Consider the following 18,634-nt stretch of genomic DNA (forward strand, 5'->3'; position numbering starts at 1 on the left):
GGGGGGATCAGTCCCCCCGGCCGTCGTACCGCTGCTGCGCGTACTGCGGCAGACCGGGCTGCCCCGCGTGCCCGACCCCGTGCGGCGCCTGCCGCTGCGGGGCGGCGGCGCGGCCGCCGCCCCGCTCGGTCAGGGTGATCCGGCCGGCCTCGATGGTCGCCAGCCGCGGCGCGCGACGGGCGATGGACGAGTCGTGGGTGACCATGACGAAGGTCAGTCCGTACTCGTGCCACAGCCCTTCGAGCAGCCCCATGATGTCGTCCCGGGTGCCCTCGTCGAGGTTGCCGGTCGGCTCGTCCGCGAGCAGCACCTTCGGCTTCTTGACCAGCGCGCGGGCGATGGCGACGCGCTGCTGCTGGCCGCCGGACATCTCGGACGGCACATGCGCGAGGCGTTCGCCCAGACCGACCGAGCGCAGCGCCTCGGCGGCCCGCTCGCGCCGCTCGGCGGGCTTGACCCCGAGCGGCACGAGGGCCGTCTCGACGTTCTCCTGCGCGGTCAGCGTCGGGATGAGGTTGAACGCCTGGAAGATGATGCCGATCTTCTCCGCGCGCAGCCGGGTGAGCTTGGCCTCGCTGATGGAGGCGAGGTCCACGCCGTCCAGTTCGACACTGCCGGCGGAGGGCCGGTCCAGGCCGCCGATCATCTGGAGCAGGGTGGACTTGCCGCCGCCGGTGGGGCCCTGGATGACGAGCTGGTCGCCGTCCTCGATGGCGAGGTCGACGCCGCGCAGCGCCTCCACCGTGTCCTTGCCCCGCGTGTAGCGCTTGGTGACGCCGGTGAGCTTGTACATGAGGTTCTCCGAAGGTGCAGAAGAGGAAGGGGTGGGGCGCCGCGGCCCGGGGGGAACGGACGCGGCGCCCCGGTTCGGGAGGCCCGGGGGACCGGCCAGGAGACCGGCGCCCCGGTTCGGGTGGTGGCCCGGGGCCGGTCAGGAGACGCTGCGCAGAGCGTCCGCGGGACGCATCCGGGAGGCGCGCCAGCCGCCCATGGCGCCGGCGACCAGGCCGCCCGCGATGGCGAGGCCCGCGGCGAGCGCGATGGTGGTCGCCGAGACCGGCGCGGACAGCGCGATCTCCAGGGTGTTCTTCGCCGCGGAGGCCGCCTGACCGCCGGGGCCGCCGCCACCGGGGCCGCCCATGCCGCCGCCCATGCCGCCGGTGGAGCCCAGCTCCGCGGTCAGCTTCGGGCTGATCGCCGTGACCGCGTAGGCCGCGCCGAGACCGAGCGCGATACCGAGGGCGCCGCCGAGCAGACCGTTGACGACGGACTCACCGACGACCTGCCGGGTGACCTTGCGGGACGGCCAGCCGAGCGCCTTCAGGGTGCCGAACTCACGGACACGGCGGCTGACCGCGGAGGAGGTGAGCAGCGCGGCCACCAGGAACGCGGCGACGAGGACCGCGACGGACAGCCACTTGCCGACGCTGGTCGCCAGGTTCGAGGCGGTCGACAGCGAGCCCGAGACGGTGTCGGCGAGGTCCGCGGAGGTGGTGACCGTGGTGCCCGAGATGTTCTTCTGGATGGTCGCCTTGACGGTGTCGATCTGCTGGGAGTCGGTCGCCTTGACGTAGATCGTGGTGACCTGGTTCTTCGCGTCGCCCAGCGTCTGCGCCTGCTTCAGCGGCAGGTACACGTCGGTGGTGGAGTCGCTGCTGTCGGGCGTCGCGATCCCGATGATCGTGTACGTGGTGCCGGAGATCTTCAGGGTCTTGCCGACCTTGTACTTGTTCTCCTTGGCGTACGACTTGCTGACCACCGCGACCTTCGCGTTCGTCTGCGCGGCCGTGAAGGTCGCCCCCGTGGTGATCTTCGAGGTGGCCAGCGGGCCGAGGTCCTGGTCGGTGACGTCGACGCCCGCGACGGAGTACGAGTTCACGTCGAAGGACGCGCCGCCGCCCTGCACCTGGGGCGCACCGGTGTCGCCGCTCTGGCCGCCGCCGGGGCCGCCCTGCTGCTGGGTGGTGCCCGACTTCGCCTTGCCCTGGGTGAAGGAGCCGTCGACCTTGGTGACGTTCAGGCTCAGCGCGCCCACCGCGTTCGCTACGCCCTTCTGGGCGGCGACCTTCGCGACGAGCGAGGACTTCAGGGCCTGACCGCCCTGCGTCATCACCCGGTCGGAGCTCTGCTTCTTGCTGCTGTCCGACTTGGCGTCGAAGTCGAACTTCGGCCGGTCCGAGGCACTGCCGGAGGGCGCCGACCTGGCCTTGGTGACGGTCATGTCGGTGCCGAGGCCGTACAGCGACTTCAGGACCTTGTCCTGCGCCTGCTGCATGCCGGCCGACACCGAGTTGACGGTGATGACCAGCGCGATACCGAGCGCCAGACCCAGGGCGATCACCAGCGCCGCCTTCTTGCGCCGGCTCAGCTCACGCTTGAGATAGATGCCAAACATCCCGTTCCTCAAAGGTTCTTGGCGCCCGCTGTGGGCGCGGCCACAAGCTATGGAGGAACCTTTGAGCGGGGCTGAGCATGAGATGTGCGAGAGCTGAGAAAACGGAGCCCGAAATCAAAATTCCGTAAGACAGCCCATTCCTAATCCGTTCAGGGCTTATTGCCAGAAAACCCCTGTTGAGTGACGCCCGGTGAAGAACGGCGGGCCCGCCCGGCACGCAACTCCCGGTGGGACGGTGGGCGGCCGTACGGGGCGGGCCCGCGCCGTCACGCGGCACCGTTTTGCCGCCCCTTTGGGATTGGCTTTCCTTTTCTTTGTCACCCCGCTGTACGGTCTCACGGACGGGCTTTGTACGGTCCCGGGATGCGTGATTCCTCGCCGCGTACCCCGCGTTCCGCTCCGCCGTCCCCGCGTGCGGTCTCCGTGCCCGCCGCCCGCTCCGCCGTGCTGTCGCGGCGCGCCGCCCTCGGTCTCGCGGCGGCCGTCCCGCTGGCCGCGTCCGGCGCCCCGGCCGCGTCCGCCGCCACCACGATCGGCGGTGAACGCCTCGGCCGCGGCGGCGTCCAGGTCCTCGGCGGCTCGGCACTGCCCAAGCGGCTCACCGCCCGCGCCTGGCTCGTCGCGGACCACGAGAGCGGCGAGGTGCTCGCCGCGCACGACGCGCACCGGCGGCTGGCGCCCGCGTCCACCCTGAAGATGCTGTTCGCGGACACCGTGCTGAAGCGGTTCGAACGGACCGAGACCCGCAAGGCGACCGACGGTGACCTCGCCGACGTGCCCGCGGGCTCCAGCCTCGTCGGCATCAAGCCCGGAATCACCTACACCGTCGAGCAGTTGTGGCAGGGCGTCTTCCTGCGCTCGGGCAACGACGCGGTGCACGTCCTCAGCCACATGAACGGCGGCATCGCCGTGACCGTCGCGCAGATGCAGGCCAGGGCGAGGGACCTGCAGGCCCTCGACACGCACGTGGTCAGCCCCGACGGGTTCGACCACAAGGGCCAGTTGTCCTCCGCGTACGACCTGACGCTCTTCGCCCGGCACGGCCTCGCCGACGCCGACTTCCGCGGCTACTGCGCGACGAAGACCGCCGACTTCCCCGCCGGCGGCAAGAAGACCTTCCAGATCCAGAACACCGACCGCCTGCTCACGGGCGCGTGGGGTGTGCGGCCGTACGACGGTCTGATCGGGGTGAAGAACGGCTACACCAGCCATGCGGGCAACACCTTCACCGGCGCGGCCACCCGCGACGGGCGGACCCTGCTCGTCACGGTGATGCACCCGAAGAACGGCGGCAGCGGCGTCTACGAGGAGACCGCCCAACTGCTCGACTGGGGCTTCGCGAACGCGGCTAAGGTGCGGCCGGTGGGCAGGCTGGTCGATCCGCTCAGCGAGGGCGGGGCGAGCGCGACGCCCTCGCGGAAGGCGCCGAAGGCGGCGGCGGGTGCCTCGGCGGCCGCGGCAGGCCCTGCCTCGGACGGCTCGTCGTGGGGACTGTTCGCCGGGGCCGGAGGAGCGGTGGCCCTGCTGGCGGGCGGCGCTTTCGCGCTGCGTGGGCGCCGGCGCGCGGCCACCGGGGAGGACGGCCAAGAGGACGGCGAGGCGGGGAGCGCCCGTCACCGGCGCTGACCCCTGCCCGCGTGTGTGCCGACTCCTCGCGGTCGCACACGTGTTGGGGGCAGCCGTCCCGCGGTCCGGTGCTTACCTCGCGGTCCCGCGCGAGGTCCGCCCCCTTCCGGGCCGCGGAACAGCTGCCACCTCCCCCCTCGGTGTGGACCGTGGTCGTACCGAAGCCTGGTGCTCCAAGTGTGAAGCTCTCGTGGAGGAGATGTTGAGCATAAGCCCTTGACCGGCTTATATGGTCCGGAGCTTCATCTTCCGTTTGTGCAAGTTGAGTCGTTGACCAGTTCTTGGCACGCCGTTGGTGAACCGCGTGGAGGGCCGCCGCGACGGCCTCAGCCGCGCCCCACGTACGGCATCGTCGTCGCCAGCACCGTCGCGAACTGCACGTTCGCCTCCAGGGGGAGTTCGGCCATGTGCCGTACGGTGCGCGCGATGTCGGCGACGTCCATCACCGGTTCGACCGCCAGTTCGCCATTCGCCTGGAGCGTTCCCGTCCGCATCCCCTCGGTCATGTCGGTGGCGGCGTTGCCGATGTCGATCTGACCGCACGCGATCCGGTACGGGCGCCCGTCCAGGGACAGCGACTTGGTGAGCCCGGTCAGCGCGTGCTTGGTCGCGGTGTACGCCACCGACCGCGGGCGGGGCGCGTGCGCCGAGATGGAACCGTTGTTGATGATCCGGCCGCCCTGCGGGTCCTGCTCCTTCATCTGCCGGTACGCCGCCTGCGCGCACAGGAACGCGCCGTTGAGGTTGGTGTCCACGACGTGCCGCCAGGCGTCGTACGGCAACTCCTCGAGCGGGACGCCGCCCGGGCCGAACGTGCCCGCGTTGTTGAAGAGCAGGTCGAGCCGTCCGAAGCGGTCGCGCACGGCGGCGAAGAGGGCGGCCACGTCGTCGGGGCGTGCGACGTCCGTGCGGACGGCCGTCGACGGGGCCCCGGGCACCAGGGCGGCCGTCTCCTCCAGTGTCGCCGTCCGGCGTCCGGCCAGCGCCACCGACCAACCGGTGCGCAGCAGTTCCACGGCCACCGCGCGGCCGATGCCGGAGCCCGCCCCGGTCACCACCGCGATCTTCGTGTGCTGAGCGTTCATGGCAGTCATGGAGCCGCAGCGTACGGGAGAGTCCGTGGTGCGGAAGGGAAGGTCCGTACTGCGGAAGGGTGGGCGAGGGGTGCCGGTGTCCGTCCCGGCAGCGGCAGCGGCGGCGACGGTGGCAGGCGCAGCGGCAGTGGCGCCGGGTGACAGGGAAAGAGGCAAGGGCAGAGACAAGGACAGGGCGACCGGCGCCGTCGGTGGCGGCGGCCGCCCCTGTCTCGTGTCAGGCGGTCTCGCCGGGGTAGCGGACGCCGATCCGGTCCCGTATCGCGTCGAGCGTCCGCATCACGGCGAGGCTGCCGTCGAGGGGGACGAGCGGGGACTCGGTCTCACCGGCCCGCAGCGCGCGCATCGCCTCGGCGGCCTCGTGCTTGAGGCTGTTGCGCGGGCCGGACGCCGGGTCGGCGGAGAACGTCTCGGGCTCACGGCCGTCGCGGTGCAGCACGAAGTGCTCGGGGAAGAAGAAACCGTCCGCAAGGTCGATACGGCCCTCGGATCCGGTGATGGAAGCGGAGACGGGCGTGCCGCCGTTGATGGAGCAGTGCACCGAGGCGAGAGCGCCGCTCTCCCAGGTGAGCAGCGCTCCCGTCTGGAGGTCGACCCCCTCGTCGGAGAGCACCGCCTTCGCGACGACGTCCGACGGCTCCCCGAGCAGCAGCTGTGCGAACGACACCGGGTAGACACCCAGATCGAGGAGCGCCCCGCCGCCCTGTGCCGGGTCGCGCAGCCGGTGCGAGGGCGGGAACGGGCCGGAGATCCCGAAGTCGGCCTGCACCGTGCGGACCTCACCGACCACGCCGTCGTCGACGAGCGCCTTGAGCCGCCGGACCAGCGGATTGCAGTACATCCACATGGCCTCCATCAGGAAGCGGTCGTGCTCCTTCGCGAGCGCCACCAGCTCCTCGGCCTCACGCACGTTCAGCGTGAACGCCTTCTCGCACAGCACGTGGCGCCCCGCTTCCAGGCACAGCCCGGCCGCGGTCCGGTGCGCCGCGTGCGGAGTGGCGACGTACACGATGTCGACGTCCGTGTCCTCGGCGAGCGACGCCCAGTCGCCGTACGCCCTGGGTATCCCGAACCGTTCCGCGAACGTCTTCGCGGAGGCCTCCGTCCGCGAGGCCACGGCCACGACCTCGGCGTCCGGCATGTCCACCAGGTCCGCCGTGAACGACGCGGCGATCCCGCCGGTCGCCAGAATCCCCCACCGCACGCTGTCGCGCTCGCCCGTCATTCCCGCCCCTTGTCCGCCTCGCGCCCTGTCCTTGTGACCCGAACACGCCGTTCGAACTGAGAGCATAGGTGGCGGATCACTCGGAGAGGGAGGGGCGCATGCCCGAGCGTGGCCGCACCGCGCGGGACCAGGAAGGCCGGGAAGGCCCGGACGGACACATACCGGACGCGGCGGCCGCCGGGGCCGACGCGCAGCCGGGCGCCACGCCCGCCGCACACGCGGACACGCTCCGCGGCCCGCGCCCGGACACCGTCCTCGGCGCACCCGGCGACCCCCTCCCCGCCCCGCACCCGGACGCGCCCGCCGGTACCGGAGCCGCGCGCCGCACCGGACTCCTCGTCACCCTGATCCTCGGCGGCCTCACCGCCACGCCCCCGCTGGCGATGGACATGTACCTCCCGTCGCTGCCGGACGTCACGAAGGCACTGCACGCGCCCGCCGCGACGGTGCAGCTCACCCTCACCGCCTGCCTCGCCGGCATGGCGCTCGGACAGCTCGTCGTCGGCCCGATGAGCGACAAGTGGGGCCGCAGACGTCCGCTTCTCGCCGGCCTCGCCGTCTACGTCCTGGCCACCGTGCTGTGCGCACTGGCCCCCGATGCCGAACTCCTCGTCGCCTTCCGCCTCGCCCAGGGACTCGCCGGCGCGGCGGGCATCGTGATCGCCCGGGCCGTCGTCCGCGACCTGTACGACGGCGTGGCCATGGCCCGCTTCTTCTCCACCCTGATGCTGATCTCCGGAGTCGCCCCGATCGTCGCGCCGCTCATCGGCGGCCAGATCCTGCGCGTCACCGACTGGCGGGGCGTGTTCGTGGTCCTCACGGCGGTCGGCGTCGCACTGACCGCCGTCGTCTGGACGAAACTGCCCGAGACCCTGCCGCCCGCGGACCGGCACGGCGGCGGCGTCGGCGTGGCACTGCACGCCATGCGGGGCCTGCTCGCGGACCGTGTCTTCACCGGGTACATGCTCGCCGGCGGGTTCGCCTTCGCCGCGCTGTTCGCCTACATCTCGGCGTCGCCCTTCGTCGTGCAGGAGATCTACGGCGCCTCCCCGCAGACCTTCAGCCTGCTCTTCGGCCTCAACTCCGTCGGCCTCGTCCTCGTCGGCCAGATCAACGGAAAGATCCTGGTCGGCCGGGTCAGGCTCGACAAGGCACTCGCCACGGGCCTCGTGCTCGTCGCGCTCGCGGCGACCGCACTGCTGCTGATGTCCACGGGCGTCTTCGGCGAGGTCGGCCTCGCCCCGGTGGCCGCCGCCCTGTTCGTGCTGATGTCCTCGATGGGCCTGGCCCTGCCCAACACCCAGGCGCTCGCCCTGATGCGGGTGCGGCACGCGGCCGGCTCCGCCTCCGCGCTGCTGGGCACCTCCTCCTTCCTCATCGGCGCGATCGCCTCGCCCCTCGTCGGCATCGCGGGCGAGCACACCGCCGTCCCGATGGCCGTCGTCCAACTGGGCGCGGTACTGGTGGCCGTCGCCTGCTTCGTGGGACTGTGCCGTCCCTGGCAGACGGGACGTGCACCGGACGGAAAGGCGGCGGACAGCTGAGCGCACCCAGACTGCGCATCGACACACCGGAACGGGCCGGGCTCGACCCCGGAGAACTGCGTCACCTCGTCAGCGAGGTCCGCGCGCTCACGCGCGGAGCCGACCCCTGGGCGGCGGGCGTGGTCCTCATCGCGGGACGCGGCCCGGTCGTCGCCGTCGAGGCGGCGGCGGGGTGGGCGGTGCGCTACGCGGCGTACGACGAGGAGACCGACACCGGGGTCGAGCTGCCCCCCGGGGCCCGCGTGCCGATGAGCGTGCACACGCCCTTCGACCTGGCCTCGCTCACCAAGCTCTTCACCGCGGTCGCCGCGGTGCAGCAACTGGAACGCGGCACCCTGGGCATCGACGCGCTGGTGGGCGCGTACCTGCCGGAGTTCCACGCGGCCGCCGAGCACGGCGTCACCGTGCGCCAGCTGCTCACGCACACCTCCGGGCTGCGGCCCGAACTGCCCTTGTACGACTGCCCGGACGACGCGGTACGGCTCGCGATGCTGCGGGCCGAGGCTCCCTCGTCCGCGCCGGGCGAGTATCTCTACTCCGACCTCAACCTGCTGCTGCTCCAGTTCGTCCTGGAGCGCGTCACAGGGCGCTCCCTGGACGTCCTCGTCCGGGACGGCATCACCCGGCCGCTCGGCATGCGGGCCACCGGCTTCGGCCCCTGCCCGGGCGCCGCGGCCTCCGAGGACCAGCGGCGGCCCTGGGGGAAGGTGGACCGGGGCATGCTGCGGGGCGTGGTCCACGACGAGAACGCGTGGGCGCTCGGCGGGGTGGCGGGGCACGCGGGGCTCTTCTCCACGGCGCGCGACCTCGCCGTCTTCTGCCGTGCCCTGCTCTCGGGCGGCTCCTACGGGCCCGCCCGCATACTCGGCCCCGACTTCGTCGAGCTGATGCTCGGGCCGCCTGCGCTCGGCTTCGCCCTCGACCAGGCCTGGTTCATGGGTGACCTCTCGGGGCGCGGGGCGGTGGGGCACACCGGGTTCACGGGAACGTCCCTGGTCCTGGACCCCGCGACGGACACCTTCCTCGTACTGCTCGCGAACACGGTGCACCCGCGGCGCCGGCCGGCGGACAGCGCGCCCCGCGCGGCGGCCGCCACCCGCCTGGCCCGCGCGGTGCGCGACTGCACGTGACGGCCACGGTCCGGGGGCGCCGGGCCCCGGACCGGGCGGGCCGGGTGGTGTCGGAGGCGGGACCGTGCGGTCCGGCTGGGGTCGGCTCCCGGTCCGCGCACGCCGGTCGGGGTTGGCTGCGGGTCGTGCACGCCGGGTGAGGCCGGCCGCGGACCGTGCACACCGGTCGGGGGGCGGGCCCCGGACCGTGCACGCCGGGTGGTGTCGGCCGCGGGCCGCGTGGACGGGTCGGTGTCGGCCCCCCCGACCGAGCGCGCCGGGTGGGGCCGGAGACGGTGCAGGGCGTCGGCGGGGACCCGCCGGCGCCGGCCGGAGGGTGTCGGCGCCGACCGTAGAATCACGGGGTGAACGCCCCCCTTCCCCCCGCCGACACCCTGCGCACCGCCCTCGCCGGGCTGCTGGACGGCCTGCCGCCGAAGGCCGCCGCGCAGGCCGTGGAACGGCTGATCGCCAACTACCGGGGGACCACCCCGACGCACGCGCCGATCCTCCGCGACCGCTCGGACGTCGTCGCGTACGCCGCGTACCGGATGCCCGCGACGTTCGAGGCGGTGCGCGCGGCGCTGGAGGAGTTCGCGGACGCGGTACCCGGCTGGGCCCCGGGCAGCCACGTGGACGTCGGCGGCGGCACCGGCGCCGCCACCTGGGCGGTGAACGCCACCTGGGAGGGCGCCCGCCCGGTGACGGTCCTCGACTGGGCCGAACCGGCGCTCGCGCTCGGCAGCGAGATCGCCGCGGCGAATCCCGAGCTGAAGTCCGCGCAGTGGCGGCGCTCCCGCATCGGGGCGACGCTCACCGTCGAGAGCACCGACCTCGTCACCGTCTCCTACGTCCTGGGCGAGCTGACCGACGACGACCGCGCCGGCGTCGTGGCCACCGCGGCCGCGGCCGCCCAGGCCGTCGTGATCGTCGAGCCCGGCACCCCGGACGGCTACGCCCGCGTCATCGAGGCCCGCGACCGGTTGATCGACGCCGGGTTCCACGTCGCCGCCCCCTGCCCGCACAGCGCGGCCTGCCCCATCGTGCCCGGCGAGGACTGGTGCCACTTCTCGGCCCGGGTCGCCCGCTCCTCCCTGCACCGCCAGGTCAAGGGCGGCTCCCTGCCCTACGAGGACGAGAAGTTCAGCTACGTGGCAGCCACCCGCTTCACGCCCGATCCGGCGGCCTCCCGCATCGTGCGCAAGCCGCAGATCCGCAAGGGGCAGGTGCTGCTGGACCTGTGCGGCCCCGACGAGTCGCTGCATCGGGAGACGGTGACGAAGCGTCACGGACCGCTGTACCGGGCGGCCCGTGACGCCGAGTGGGGCGACGCGTGGCCGCCCGCCGACACCCCGTAGGGCCCGACGTCACCCGACCGTGAGTCCCGCGACGCCCGGCGGGCCCTGGGAGCGCAGCTCCTGTGTGCAGCACTTCACGCTGCCGCCGCCCTTGAGGAGTTCGCTCAGGTCGATGGGGACGGGCTCGAAGCCGCGTTCCCGCAGGGGCTCCAGCAGGCCCGTCGCGGCCTGGGGGAGCAGCACGTGCAGGCCGTCCGAGACCGCGTTGAGCCCGAACGCCGCGGCGTCCTCGGCAGTCGCGATCAGGGCGTCCGGGAACAGTCTGCGCAGTGCCTCGCGGCTGCCGGGGGAGAAGGCCGGCGGGTAGTACATGATCTCGTCCGTGCGGTCGTCCAGGACCGCGAGTGCCGTGTCGAGGTGGTAGTAGCGCGGGTCGACGAGATCGAGCCCGATCACCGGGCGGCCGAAGAACTCCTGGGCCTCCGCGTGCGAGAGAGGGCTCGCGCGAAAGCCGCGGCCCGCGAGCAGGTAGGACGCGGTGACCGCGAAGTCGCCCTCCCCTTCGTTGACGTGCACCGGCTCCTGTACCCGCGGGAAGCCGTGCGCGCGGAACCACTCCAGGTGGGCCGGTGCCTCCGGGGCGCGCTCGCGGTGCGCGAACCGGGCGCCGAGGACCCGGCCGTCCACGACGGTCGCGCCGTTCGCCGCGAAGACCATGTCCGGCAGCCCGGGGCGGGGTTCGAGCTCATCGACGGTGTGGCCGAGAGAGCGGTACCGGTCGCGGAGGTCCTCCCACTGGGCGACGGCGAGCGGCACGTCGACCGGCTTGGCGGGATTCATCCACGGATTGATGGTGTACGTGACCTCGAAGTGCGTCGGCGGGCACATGAGATAGCGCCGGGGTGTGGCGCGCCGGGGAGGGTGCAAGGAGGGCTCCTTACGCAACCGCAGGGGCAGTTGGTGCCATGGTGCGCCGAGGGGTGCGCGGTGCCCGGGAGCCGAAAGGGTTGTGTCCGCCGGGAGCCGGGCGAGCTCCGGCCGGAGGCGAGACGGAGCGTATCGCCCGCTTGATAAATTTCCCTCATGGCCGAGAAACCCACCCCGGACGCCACCCGTCGCAGCGCCAGGTCGCGTCGAGCGATCTTCGACGCCGCCCTCGCCCTCGTCGGCGAGGTCGGCTATCCGAGGACCACGATCGAGGGCATCGCGGCCCGTGCCGGGGTCGGCAAACAGACCATCTACCGCTGGTGGCCGTCGAAGGCGGACGTGCTGCTGGAGGCGTTCATGGACCTCGGCGAGCAGGCCGCCCGGGCCGCGGGGCAGGAGCCGTACGAGATCCCGGACACGGGCGACCTGGCCGCCGACCTCAGGCTGGTCCTGCGCGCCACCGTGGACGAGCTGATCAACCCCGCCTTCGAGGTGCCGGCCCGCGCGCTGGCCGCGGAGGGTGTCGTCAACGACCAGATCGGCGCCGAGTTCGTCGCCAAGCTCCTCGAGCCCCAGCTCCAGCTGTACGTGAAGCGGCTGCGCTCGGCGCAGGACCGCGGCGACGTGCGCGCGGACGTCGACCCCCGCATCGCCCTGGAGCTCTTCGTCTCCCCGCTCGCCCAGCGCTGGCTCCAGCGCACCGGCCCGATCTCCTACGACTACACCGACACGCTCGTCGACTACGCCCTCCACGGGATCGCCCCGCGCTGAACGGACGCCACGGGGGAGCCGCGTACGCGCCGCGTGCCGGGCAGCGGAACGCGGGATCGCCGAGCCGTCGGCCATGGGCACCGGCCACGGGACCGCGCGTCGGGAGGCGGAGCGCGGGACCGCCGAGCCGTCGGGCAGGGATCAGGTGTCCGCGTGCCGAGCGGTGGGTGAGCGGGACCGTCGAGCCGGCGGCCCGGGGCAGGGGTGACGGCACTGCGCGCCGAACGGGGTGACCGTCGAGCCGGTGGTGCGGGGCAGGGGTGACGGCACCGCGCGCCGGACGGGGTGACCGTCGAGCCGGAGGCCCAGGGTACGGGTGACGGCATCGCGCGCCGGACGGCGGGACCATCGAGGCGCCGGCCGGGGCACGGGCCACGGGCCGGGGACCGCCCGCCGGATGGCGGACCACCCCGTCGCTAGCGCGTCGCCCCGGGCCGGACGGCCGACGGCACGGCGGAGACCGCGGCACGCTCGTCCGCCGCCAGGCGGCCCGGAGCGTCGGTGACGATCCCGTCGCAGCCCAGCGCGAGCGCCCGGTCCCGCTCGCCCGGGGTGATCACGGTGTGCGCCCACACCCGCGGCACGCCGGAGCGCACGGCACGCTCCAGATCGGCTTCGCGCGCCTTGTGGTCGACGTCGAGCACGTCGAGGAACGACGCCCAGCGCGCGGGCCGGTCGCGGCGCATCTGGGCCGCCGAGCGCCACAGCTGGCTGAGCAGGCCCAGCCGGTGGATACGGCGGGCCATCAGCGGGTCGTTGGTGTTGACGAACACCGAGCGGGTGAGGCCGCGGCCGCGGATCATGGCGGCCAGCGCGTCCAGGCTCCGCGGATCCTTCGCCTCCATCGTCAGCACGATCCGCCCGCCGAACCGGTCCAGGACCTCGGCGACGGTCGGCGGCCGCTCCGCGGGCCAGCTGCCGGGCAGCCCCTTCGCGGGGCGCAGCCGTACCCGCTGCCAGTCCCCGGCGGTCAGATCCCGGACCCGGCCGTGCGAGTGGGTGGTGCGGTCCAGGGTCGCGTCGTGCATCACGACCACGGTCCCGTCGCGCAGCATCTGCGTGTCCAGATCGAGGACCTGGGCCGTTCCCCGCTCGTAGGCCGCCATCAGGCCCGACATGCTGTTCTCCGGCACCTCCCGGGCGCCGCCGCGGTGCGCCACGTGCACGACGCGGGGCAGTGCGTCCACCGTCAGTGGTCCGGCGCCCCACTCCAGCGGGGACGGCGGGCCGCCGTGTCCGGCGAGGGCGAGCGAGGCGAGCGTGACCAGACCGGCGAGAGCAGTCCGTGTGAGCATGGCGACCACGGTAGGGGTGCAAATCCATGCAAAGTGGTCAATGACACTCGATTTGAAGGGGGCGAACACATGGCCCCACCCACCCCGGATGCGGGCTCTGGCCACCCGGAGCGCAGGATGGTGGGACGATAGGGCTTGTGGACGGCCCCGGAACGGGCTGTCCGCCCCGGATGGTTGTCGTCGGGACCAACGGCTAGCGAGGGGATAGATGAGCGCAGAGTTCGGTCGCCGCTCCGGCGCGCAGGGCAGGATCTCCCAGTGGCTGCGTGGACGCCGTCAGAAGGAGACCGCCGACGACGGCGGGCGTGAGGCCCTGCTGCTCGCCGCCGCCGCCGCGGGACTGCCGCTCGCGCAGGCCGCCCACCCCTCCGGCTACCGCTGCTCCTGCGACCGCATCGGCTGTCCCACCCCGGCCCGCCACCCGGTCTCCTTCGCCTGGCAGACGCAGTCCACCACCGACCGCGCCCAGATCGAGCGATGGGCCCGGCATCAGCCGCACGCCAACTTCATCACCGCGACCGGCATGGTGCACGACGTCCTCGACGTGCCGCTGGAGGCGGGCCGCGAGGCGCTGGAGCGGATGCTCGCCTCGGGGATCGAGGTCGGTCCCGTCGCCGAGAGCGGCGACGGCCGGATGCTCTTCTTCACCCTCACCCGCGGTACGCCCGAGGACGAGGACGAGTGGTGGCCCTGCGAGCTGGACTGCCACCCCGAGACGATGGACGAGCACCCGGGGTTCCGCTGGCACTGCCGCGGCTCCTACGTTCTCGTCCCGCCGGCCCGGCTCCCCGGCGACCTGACCGTCGACTGGGTGCGCGGACCCGAGCACGCCCTGCCGGACCCGCTCAGCCTGCTGGAGATCCTCACCGACGCCTGTGCCCGTCACGCGGGGCAGCAGGAGACGGACCAGCTGGCCGCCTGGCCCCATCGGCACTGACGGCCCGCACGGGCGACGGACCGACCGCGCCTGCGGACCTCACCGGCTAGAGACCTCACCGGCACGGGGCCGCCCCCGTGTCCGGCGCGACGTGACGGGTGACGGGCGGGGCTACTCGCCCTTCGCCCCCGTCAGCCCCTCGATCCGCCCCAGTACCGAGACGCGAGGGTCCCCCGAGCCCTTCGCCGGATCCAGGGCCACCTGGTTGGAGACGAACTCCAGGGTGAGGGACTGCTTGATCTCGCCGGTCGTCAGGGCCCGCACGTCCGCCGTGGGCGCGGGGATCTCGGTGCCCGCCGCGGCGGTCTGCTTCTCGTAGCGGTGCGTGGTGAAGAACACCAGCGCCCCGCCGTCCGCCGTGCGCAGTCCCACCGGGGCGTACTCGCCCGAGGACATCGGCTCGTCGATGTACTGCCGGGCGAGTCCGGGCTTGCTCGCGAACTTCTTGCGCTGGGCCCGCCACTGCGAGGTGTGCGTGCCGGGGCCGAACTCGTCGCCGCCGGACCTGAGATAGGCCGTGTAGGCCTGGCTGAGCTTGCCGGGCTCGACCGTCACGGCGGCGTCGTCGGCCGTGACCGGCTGGGCCCAGCCGTCCTCGTCCGTCTCGAACTTCGGCACGTCCGTGGCGGCGAGGACCGTCAGGTACGACACGGCCCAGACGTCGTCGGCGCTCGTGCGGGTGAAGACGAGCAGCCAACGGCTGCCCTTGACGCCCTTGTTGGCCGCCGTGTCGGCCACGAACCAGCGCGGCCAGGCGGCCTTCTCGGGTATCACGAACTTGGCGTCCGCGAACGTCAGCGGCGAATGAGAGGGATTGCCGCCCGGGTTGTTCTTGTGTCCCGCCTTGAGCTTCGCGGCGTCGATGTCGGCGAGCGGCCCGGCGACCCGGTCCGCGTCCAGCGAACGGTCGTACTCCTTGTCCGCCTTGTTGTACGCGGTGGTGAAGTCCTCGAGCGCGCGGGCGGCTTCGGACCGGGTCGCCGCCGGTACGACCTCCCGCTCGCCGTGCACCACCACGCAGCCGCTCGCCGTCAGCGACAGAACGGTCAACGCTCCCGTTGCCAGGGCGAATCGATTGAGACTACGAAGCGTTCGTGGGCTGCGACCCGTGCGATCCCTGCTCATCAGGTGCCTTCACCTTCCCCTTCCCGGAGGCGAACCCTACCGGGGCGAGGAAGACGGCGAGTGTCGGGACCAGGTACAGCGCCCACACCGTGACCTGGAGGACGGTCGGGTCCGGCTGGAAGTTGAAGACGCCCTTCAGCAGGGTGCCGTACCAGCTCGTCGGGTCGATGGTGCTGCTGATGTCGAACGCCAGGTTCGTCAGGCCGGGGATGAAGTCGGCCTCCTGGAGGTCGTGGACGCCGTACGCGAGCACGCCCGCGGCGACGACGACCAGCATGCCGCCGGTCCAGGTGAAGAACTTGGCGAGGTTGATCCGCAGCGCACCCCGGTAGAACAGCCAGCCGAGCAGGACGGCGGTGGCCAGGCCCAGGGCCACGCCGATCAGCGGGCGGGGCGTGCCGTCGCTGGCCGCGTGCACCGACGCCCACACGAACAGCGCGGTCTCCAGCCCCTCACGGCCCACCGCCAGGAACGCGGTGGCCACCAGCGCGCCGGTGCCCATGGCGAGGGCGGCGTCCAGCTTGCCGTGCAGCTCGCTCTTGAGGTGCCGCGCGGTGCGCCGCATCCAGAAGACCATCCACGTCACCAGGCCGACCGCCAGGATGGACAGCGAGCCGCCGAGCGCCTCCTGCGCCTGGAACGTCATCTCCTGGGAGCCGAATTCGAGCGCGCAGCCGAAGCCCAGGGCCAGCGCGACCGCGACGCCGATGCCGAGCCAGATCGGCCGCAGGGCGTCCCGGCGGCCGGTCTTCACCAGGTAGGCGATCAGGATGCAGACGACGAGGCTCGCCTCCAGCCCCTCGCGCAGACCGATCAGGTAGTTGCTGAACACTGGGCTACGCCTCCTCGGAGAACAGCGCCCGGCCCCACCAGTCGTCCTTGCCGCGGACGCCGGGCGGGACGGCGAAGACCGCCGAACTCACGTGCTGGATGTACTCGTTGAGCGCGTCGGAGCGCGACAGGCTGCGCTGGAGCGGGATGAACCCCTTGCGCACGTCGCGCTGGTAGGCGAGGAAGAACAGGCCCGCCTCCAGGCGGCCGAGGCCGTCCGTGCCGTCCGTGAACGAGTAGCCCCGCCGCAGGATCGTCACGCCGTTGTTGGAGTCGGGATGCGCGAGCCGCACGTGCGCGTCCGGCTTCATCGCCTTCAGGAAGGGCTTGTCGTGCTCCTTCGCCTTGCCCACCGGAGCGCCTTCGCCCTTGTCGCGGCCGAAGATGTCCTCCTGCTCCTGGAGCGAGGTGCGGTCCCAGGTCTCGATGTGCATCCGGATGCGGCGGGCGACGAGGTACGAGCCGCCGGTCATCCAGTCGGCACCGTCCTTCTCGCCGACCCACACGAACTTCTCCAGCCGGTCCTTCTCCGTGCCGGCGATGTTGCGCGTGCCGTCCTTGAAGCCCATCAGGTTGCGCGGGGTCTGCGCGTCCGGGGTGGTGGACGAGGTCTTGCCGAAGCCGAGCTGGGACCAGCGGATGACGACCTTGCCGAAGCCGATGCGGGCCAGGTTGCGGATCGCGTGCACCGCGACCTGCGGGTCGTCCGCGCACGCCTGGATGCACAGATCGCCGTTGCTGCGGGTCTTCTCCAGGGCGTCGCCCGGGAACTGCGGCAGATCGACGAGGGCCTCGGGGCGCCGGTCGTTCAGCCCGAACTTCTCGAACAGGGAGGGGCCGAAGCCGATCGTCAGCGTCAGCCGCGACGGCTTGAGGCCCAGCGCCTCACCGGTGTCGTCCGGCGGCGCCTCGGCCAGACCGCCGTACGCCCCCTCGCCGACCGCGTGCCCCGCGGTCATCCGCCGGGCGGCGGCCGTCCAGTCCTTCAGCATCTGCACGAACTCGTCGCGGTCGTCCGTCTGCACGTCGAACGCGGCGAAGTGCAGCCGGTCCTGCACCGGCGTCGCGATGCCCGCCTGGTGCGCGCCGTGGAAGGCGATCGCGCCGCCCGCGTCGGCGCCGGCCGGGTCCACGTCGTTGCCGGTGCGGGTCATCGCCACGGCGCCGCCGGCCGCGGCGGCGCCGAGCGCGAGCCCGGCACCGCCCCAGCCGATCAGCGAACGCCGTGACGGCGCGGACGAGCCCGTGGTCTCGGCGGGTCCGGAGTCTTCCGTGGTGTCCGTCATGGTGCTGCTCCTACTTCACGACGGCGGCGGCGAGCTTGGACAGGGGCTCGGCGAGCGCGTTCACCGCGTCGGAGAGCTCCTTGCGGTCGGCCTTGCCGACCTTGTCGTACGAGGTGAAGACGTACGAGGACTTGTCCGTGCGGTACTTGTCGAGCAGCGTGTCGAGCGCCGTGAACTGCTTGTCGAGCTCCGTGGTCAGCGCCGCGTCGTTCTCCTGGGCGACCGGCTTCAGCAGCTCGTACGCCTTCTGCGCGCCCTCGACGTTGCCCTTGAAGTCGGTCAGGTCGGTGTGCGAGTAGCGGTCCTCCTCGCCGGTGACCTTGCCGGTGGCGACCTCGTCGAGCAGCTCCTTGGCGCCGTTGGCCATGGAGCTCGGGGTGATCTCGGCCTTGCCGACCCGCTTCTGCCAGTCCTTCAGGTCGGTGACGAGCTGGTCGGCGAGGGTCTTCTCCTCCGCGCCGATCTTCTTGTCGTGCCACAGGGCCTTCTCCAGACGGTGCCAGCCCGTCCACTTCTGGCCGTCCTCCAGGCCGTCCTCGCGGACGTCGACCTTCGGGTCGATGTCGCCGAAGGACTCCGCGACGGGCTCGGTGCGCTCCCAGCCGAGGCGGGAGTCGGCGAACGCCTTCTTCGCGGCCTCCATGTCGCCGTCCTTGACGGACTTCGCGAACGCCTCGGCCTTGGGCAGCGTGGCGTCGGCCTGCTCCTGCGCGTACTCGCGGTAGGCGGCGACGGCCTTGTCGAGGCGCGGGTCCCGCTTGGCGACCTTGCCGCCGGTGACCGTGAGCTTCTGGCGGACGCCGTGGCCCTTCATGCCCGGACGGCAGGCGATCTCGTACGAACCGGCCTTCACCTCGGCGGTCAGCGTGTACTTGGTGCCGGGCCCGATGTTCTCCTTCTCGGAGACGATCCGGTCGTCCGGGAAGACGATCTCGACCTCGGTGGCCTTCGACCCCTTGTTCTCGATCTTCAGCGTGACCTGGCCGGCCGGGACGGTCTTGGCGGAGGTGTCGCACGTGCTGTCGGCGGCGGTCACCTGGATCGCGTCACCGTTCTTGGCGTCGCTCTTCTCGGTGCAGCCCGTGACGGCGGTCAGAGCTGCCGCGGTGGCGGCAGCGGTGACAACTGAGAGGCGGACGGCTCGCATTCGGGCTCCAAGAGAAGTCGGACA

The 18,634-nt window shown here is 72.5% G+C and carries 16 protein-coding genes; 6 read left to right on the forward strand and 10 right to left on the reverse strand.

Annotation, left to right across the window (positions count from 1 at the left end; translation table 11 throughout):
• Nucleotides 1-7: 7 nt before the first annotated feature.
• The gene (locus ABEB03_RS07330) at nucleotides 8-793 is read right to left on the reverse strand and encodes an ABC transporter ATP-binding protein (protein WP_345643071.1); all 786 of its coding nucleotides are present in this window, start codon (nucleotides 791-793) and stop codon (nucleotides 8-10) included.
• Nucleotides 794-931: 138 nt separating this feature from the next.
• The gene (locus ABEB03_RS07335) at nucleotides 932-2,395 is read right to left on the reverse strand and encodes an ABC transporter permease (protein WP_345643075.1); all 1,464 of its coding nucleotides are present in this window, start codon (nucleotides 2,393-2,395) and stop codon (nucleotides 932-934) included.
• A 363-nt stretch (nucleotides 2,396-2,758) separates the two neighbouring features.
• On the opposite strand from ABEB03_RS07335, the gene ABEB03_RS07340 reads away from it, so the two are divergent.
• Nucleotides 2,759-4,021: a D-alanyl-D-alanine carboxypeptidase family protein gene (locus tag ABEB03_RS07340; protein ID WP_345643078.1), complete on the forward strand. Its 1,263-nt coding sequence runs from the start codon at nucleotides 2,759-2,761 to the stop codon at nucleotides 4,019-4,021.
• Nucleotides 4,022-4,347: 326 nt separating this feature from the next.
• Here ABEB03_RS07340 and ABEB03_RS07345 read toward each other — a convergent pair whose 3' ends face one another.
• On the reverse strand, nucleotides 4,348-5,115 hold the full coding sequence (locus ABEB03_RS07345) for an SDR family oxidoreductase (RefSeq protein WP_425589193.1): 768 nt from the start codon (nucleotides 5,113-5,115) through the stop codon (nucleotides 4,348-4,350).
• Nucleotides 5,116-5,332: 217 nt separating this feature from the next.
• Nucleotides 5,333-6,340 (reverse strand): Gfo/Idh/MocA family protein, encoded by a 1,008-nt coding sequence (locus tag ABEB03_RS07350; protein WP_345643081.1) that lies wholly within the window; start codon nucleotides 6,338-6,340, stop codon nucleotides 5,333-5,335.
• 98 nt (nucleotides 6,341-6,438) lie between these two features.
• On the opposite strand from ABEB03_RS07350, the gene ABEB03_RS07355 reads away from it, so the two are divergent.
• The 3 genes from ABEB03_RS07355 to ABEB03_RS07365 all read left to right on the forward strand — a co-directional run bounded on the left by ABEB03_RS07355 (nucleotide 6,439) and on the right by ABEB03_RS07365 (nucleotide 10,351).
• The gene (locus tag ABEB03_RS07355) at nucleotides 6,439-7,884 is read left to right on the forward strand and encodes a multidrug effflux MFS transporter (RefSeq protein WP_345643084.1); all 1,446 of its coding nucleotides are present in this window, start codon (nucleotides 6,439-6,441) and stop codon (nucleotides 7,882-7,884) included.
• A complete protein-coding gene (locus tag ABEB03_RS07360) occupies nucleotides 7,830-9,014 on the forward strand; it encodes a serine hydrolase domain-containing protein (protein WP_345643087.1) in 1,185 nt (394 codons plus the stop codon). The genes ABEB03_RS07355 and ABEB03_RS07360 overlap by 55 nt, the downstream gene beginning before the upstream one ends.
• 344 nt (nucleotides 9,015-9,358) lie before the next feature.
• Nucleotides 9,359-10,351: a small ribosomal subunit Rsm22 family protein gene (locus ABEB03_RS07365; protein ID WP_345643090.1), complete on the forward strand. Its 993-nt coding sequence runs from the start codon at nucleotides 9,359-9,361 to the stop codon at nucleotides 10,349-10,351.
• A 9-nt stretch (nucleotides 10,352-10,360) separates the two neighbouring features.
• On the opposite strand, the gene ddaH is transcribed toward ABEB03_RS07365, so the two are convergent.
• Nucleotides 10,361-11,218, reverse strand: coding sequence for a dimethylargininase (gene ddaH / locus ABEB03_RS07370; protein ID WP_345643093.1), 858 nt, complete (start codon nucleotides 11,216-11,218; stop codon nucleotides 10,361-10,363).
• 156 nt (nucleotides 11,219-11,374) lie between these two features.
• Here ddaH and ABEB03_RS07375 point away from each other — a divergent pair, with 156 nt between their 5' ends.
• Nucleotides 11,375-11,989, forward strand: coding sequence for a TetR/AcrR family transcriptional regulator (locus ABEB03_RS07375; RefSeq protein WP_345643097.1), 615 nt, complete (start codon nucleotides 11,375-11,377; stop codon nucleotides 11,987-11,989).
• A 416-nt stretch (nucleotides 11,990-12,405) separates the two neighbouring features.
• On the opposite strand, the gene ABEB03_RS07380 is transcribed toward ABEB03_RS07375, so the two are convergent.
• Nucleotides 12,406-13,284: a glycerophosphodiester phosphodiesterase gene (locus tag ABEB03_RS07380; RefSeq protein ID WP_345643100.1), complete on the reverse strand. Its 879-nt coding sequence runs from the start codon at nucleotides 13,282-13,284 to the stop codon at nucleotides 12,406-12,408.
• Nucleotides 13,285-13,492: 208 nt separating this feature from the next.
• On the opposite strand from ABEB03_RS07380, the gene ABEB03_RS07385 reads away from it, so the two are divergent.
• Nucleotides 13,493-14,221 (forward strand): bifunctional DNA primase/polymerase, encoded by a 729-nt coding sequence (locus tag ABEB03_RS07385; RefSeq protein ID WP_345643104.1) that lies wholly within the window; start codon nucleotides 13,493-13,495, stop codon nucleotides 14,219-14,221.
• Between the two features lie 111 nt (nucleotides 14,222-14,332).
• Here the strand turns inward: ABEB03_RS07385 and ABEB03_RS07390 are convergent, their stop codons facing one another.
• From ABEB03_RS07390 to efeO, 4 genes are read right to left on the reverse strand one after another with little or no spacing between them, the layout of a single operon-like run.
• Nucleotides 14,333-15,346, reverse strand: a complete 1,014-nt coding sequence (locus tag ABEB03_RS07390) for a hypothetical protein (protein WP_345643106.1) — start codon at nucleotides 15,344-15,346, stop codon at nucleotides 14,333-14,335.
• Nucleotides 15,303-16,178: an iron uptake transporter permease EfeU gene (gene efeU / locus ABEB03_RS07395; RefSeq protein ID WP_345643108.1), complete on the reverse strand. Its 876-nt coding sequence runs from the start codon at nucleotides 16,176-16,178 to the stop codon at nucleotides 15,303-15,305. Before efeU ends, ABEB03_RS07390 begins: the two co-directional genes overlap by 44 nt.
• Nucleotides 16,179-16,182: 4 nt before the next feature.
• Nucleotides 16,183-17,463: an iron uptake transporter deferrochelatase/peroxidase subunit gene (gene efeB, locus ABEB03_RS07400; protein WP_345643110.1), complete on the reverse strand. Its 1,281-nt coding sequence runs from the start codon at nucleotides 17,461-17,463 to the stop codon at nucleotides 16,183-16,185.
• A 10-nt stretch (nucleotides 17,464-17,473) separates the two neighbouring features.
• Nucleotides 17,474-18,610, reverse strand: a complete 1,137-nt coding sequence (gene efeO / locus ABEB03_RS07405; protein ID WP_345643112.1) for an iron uptake system protein EfeO — start codon at nucleotides 18,608-18,610, stop codon at nucleotides 17,474-17,476.
• Nucleotides 18,611-18,634: the final 24 nt, after the last annotated feature.

Origin of the sequence: Streptomyces siamensis (assembly GCF_039543605.1) — a bacterium.
GTDB classification, from domain to species: domain Bacteria; phylum Actinomycetota; class Actinomycetes; order Streptomycetales; family Streptomycetaceae; genus Streptomyces; species Streptomyces siamensis.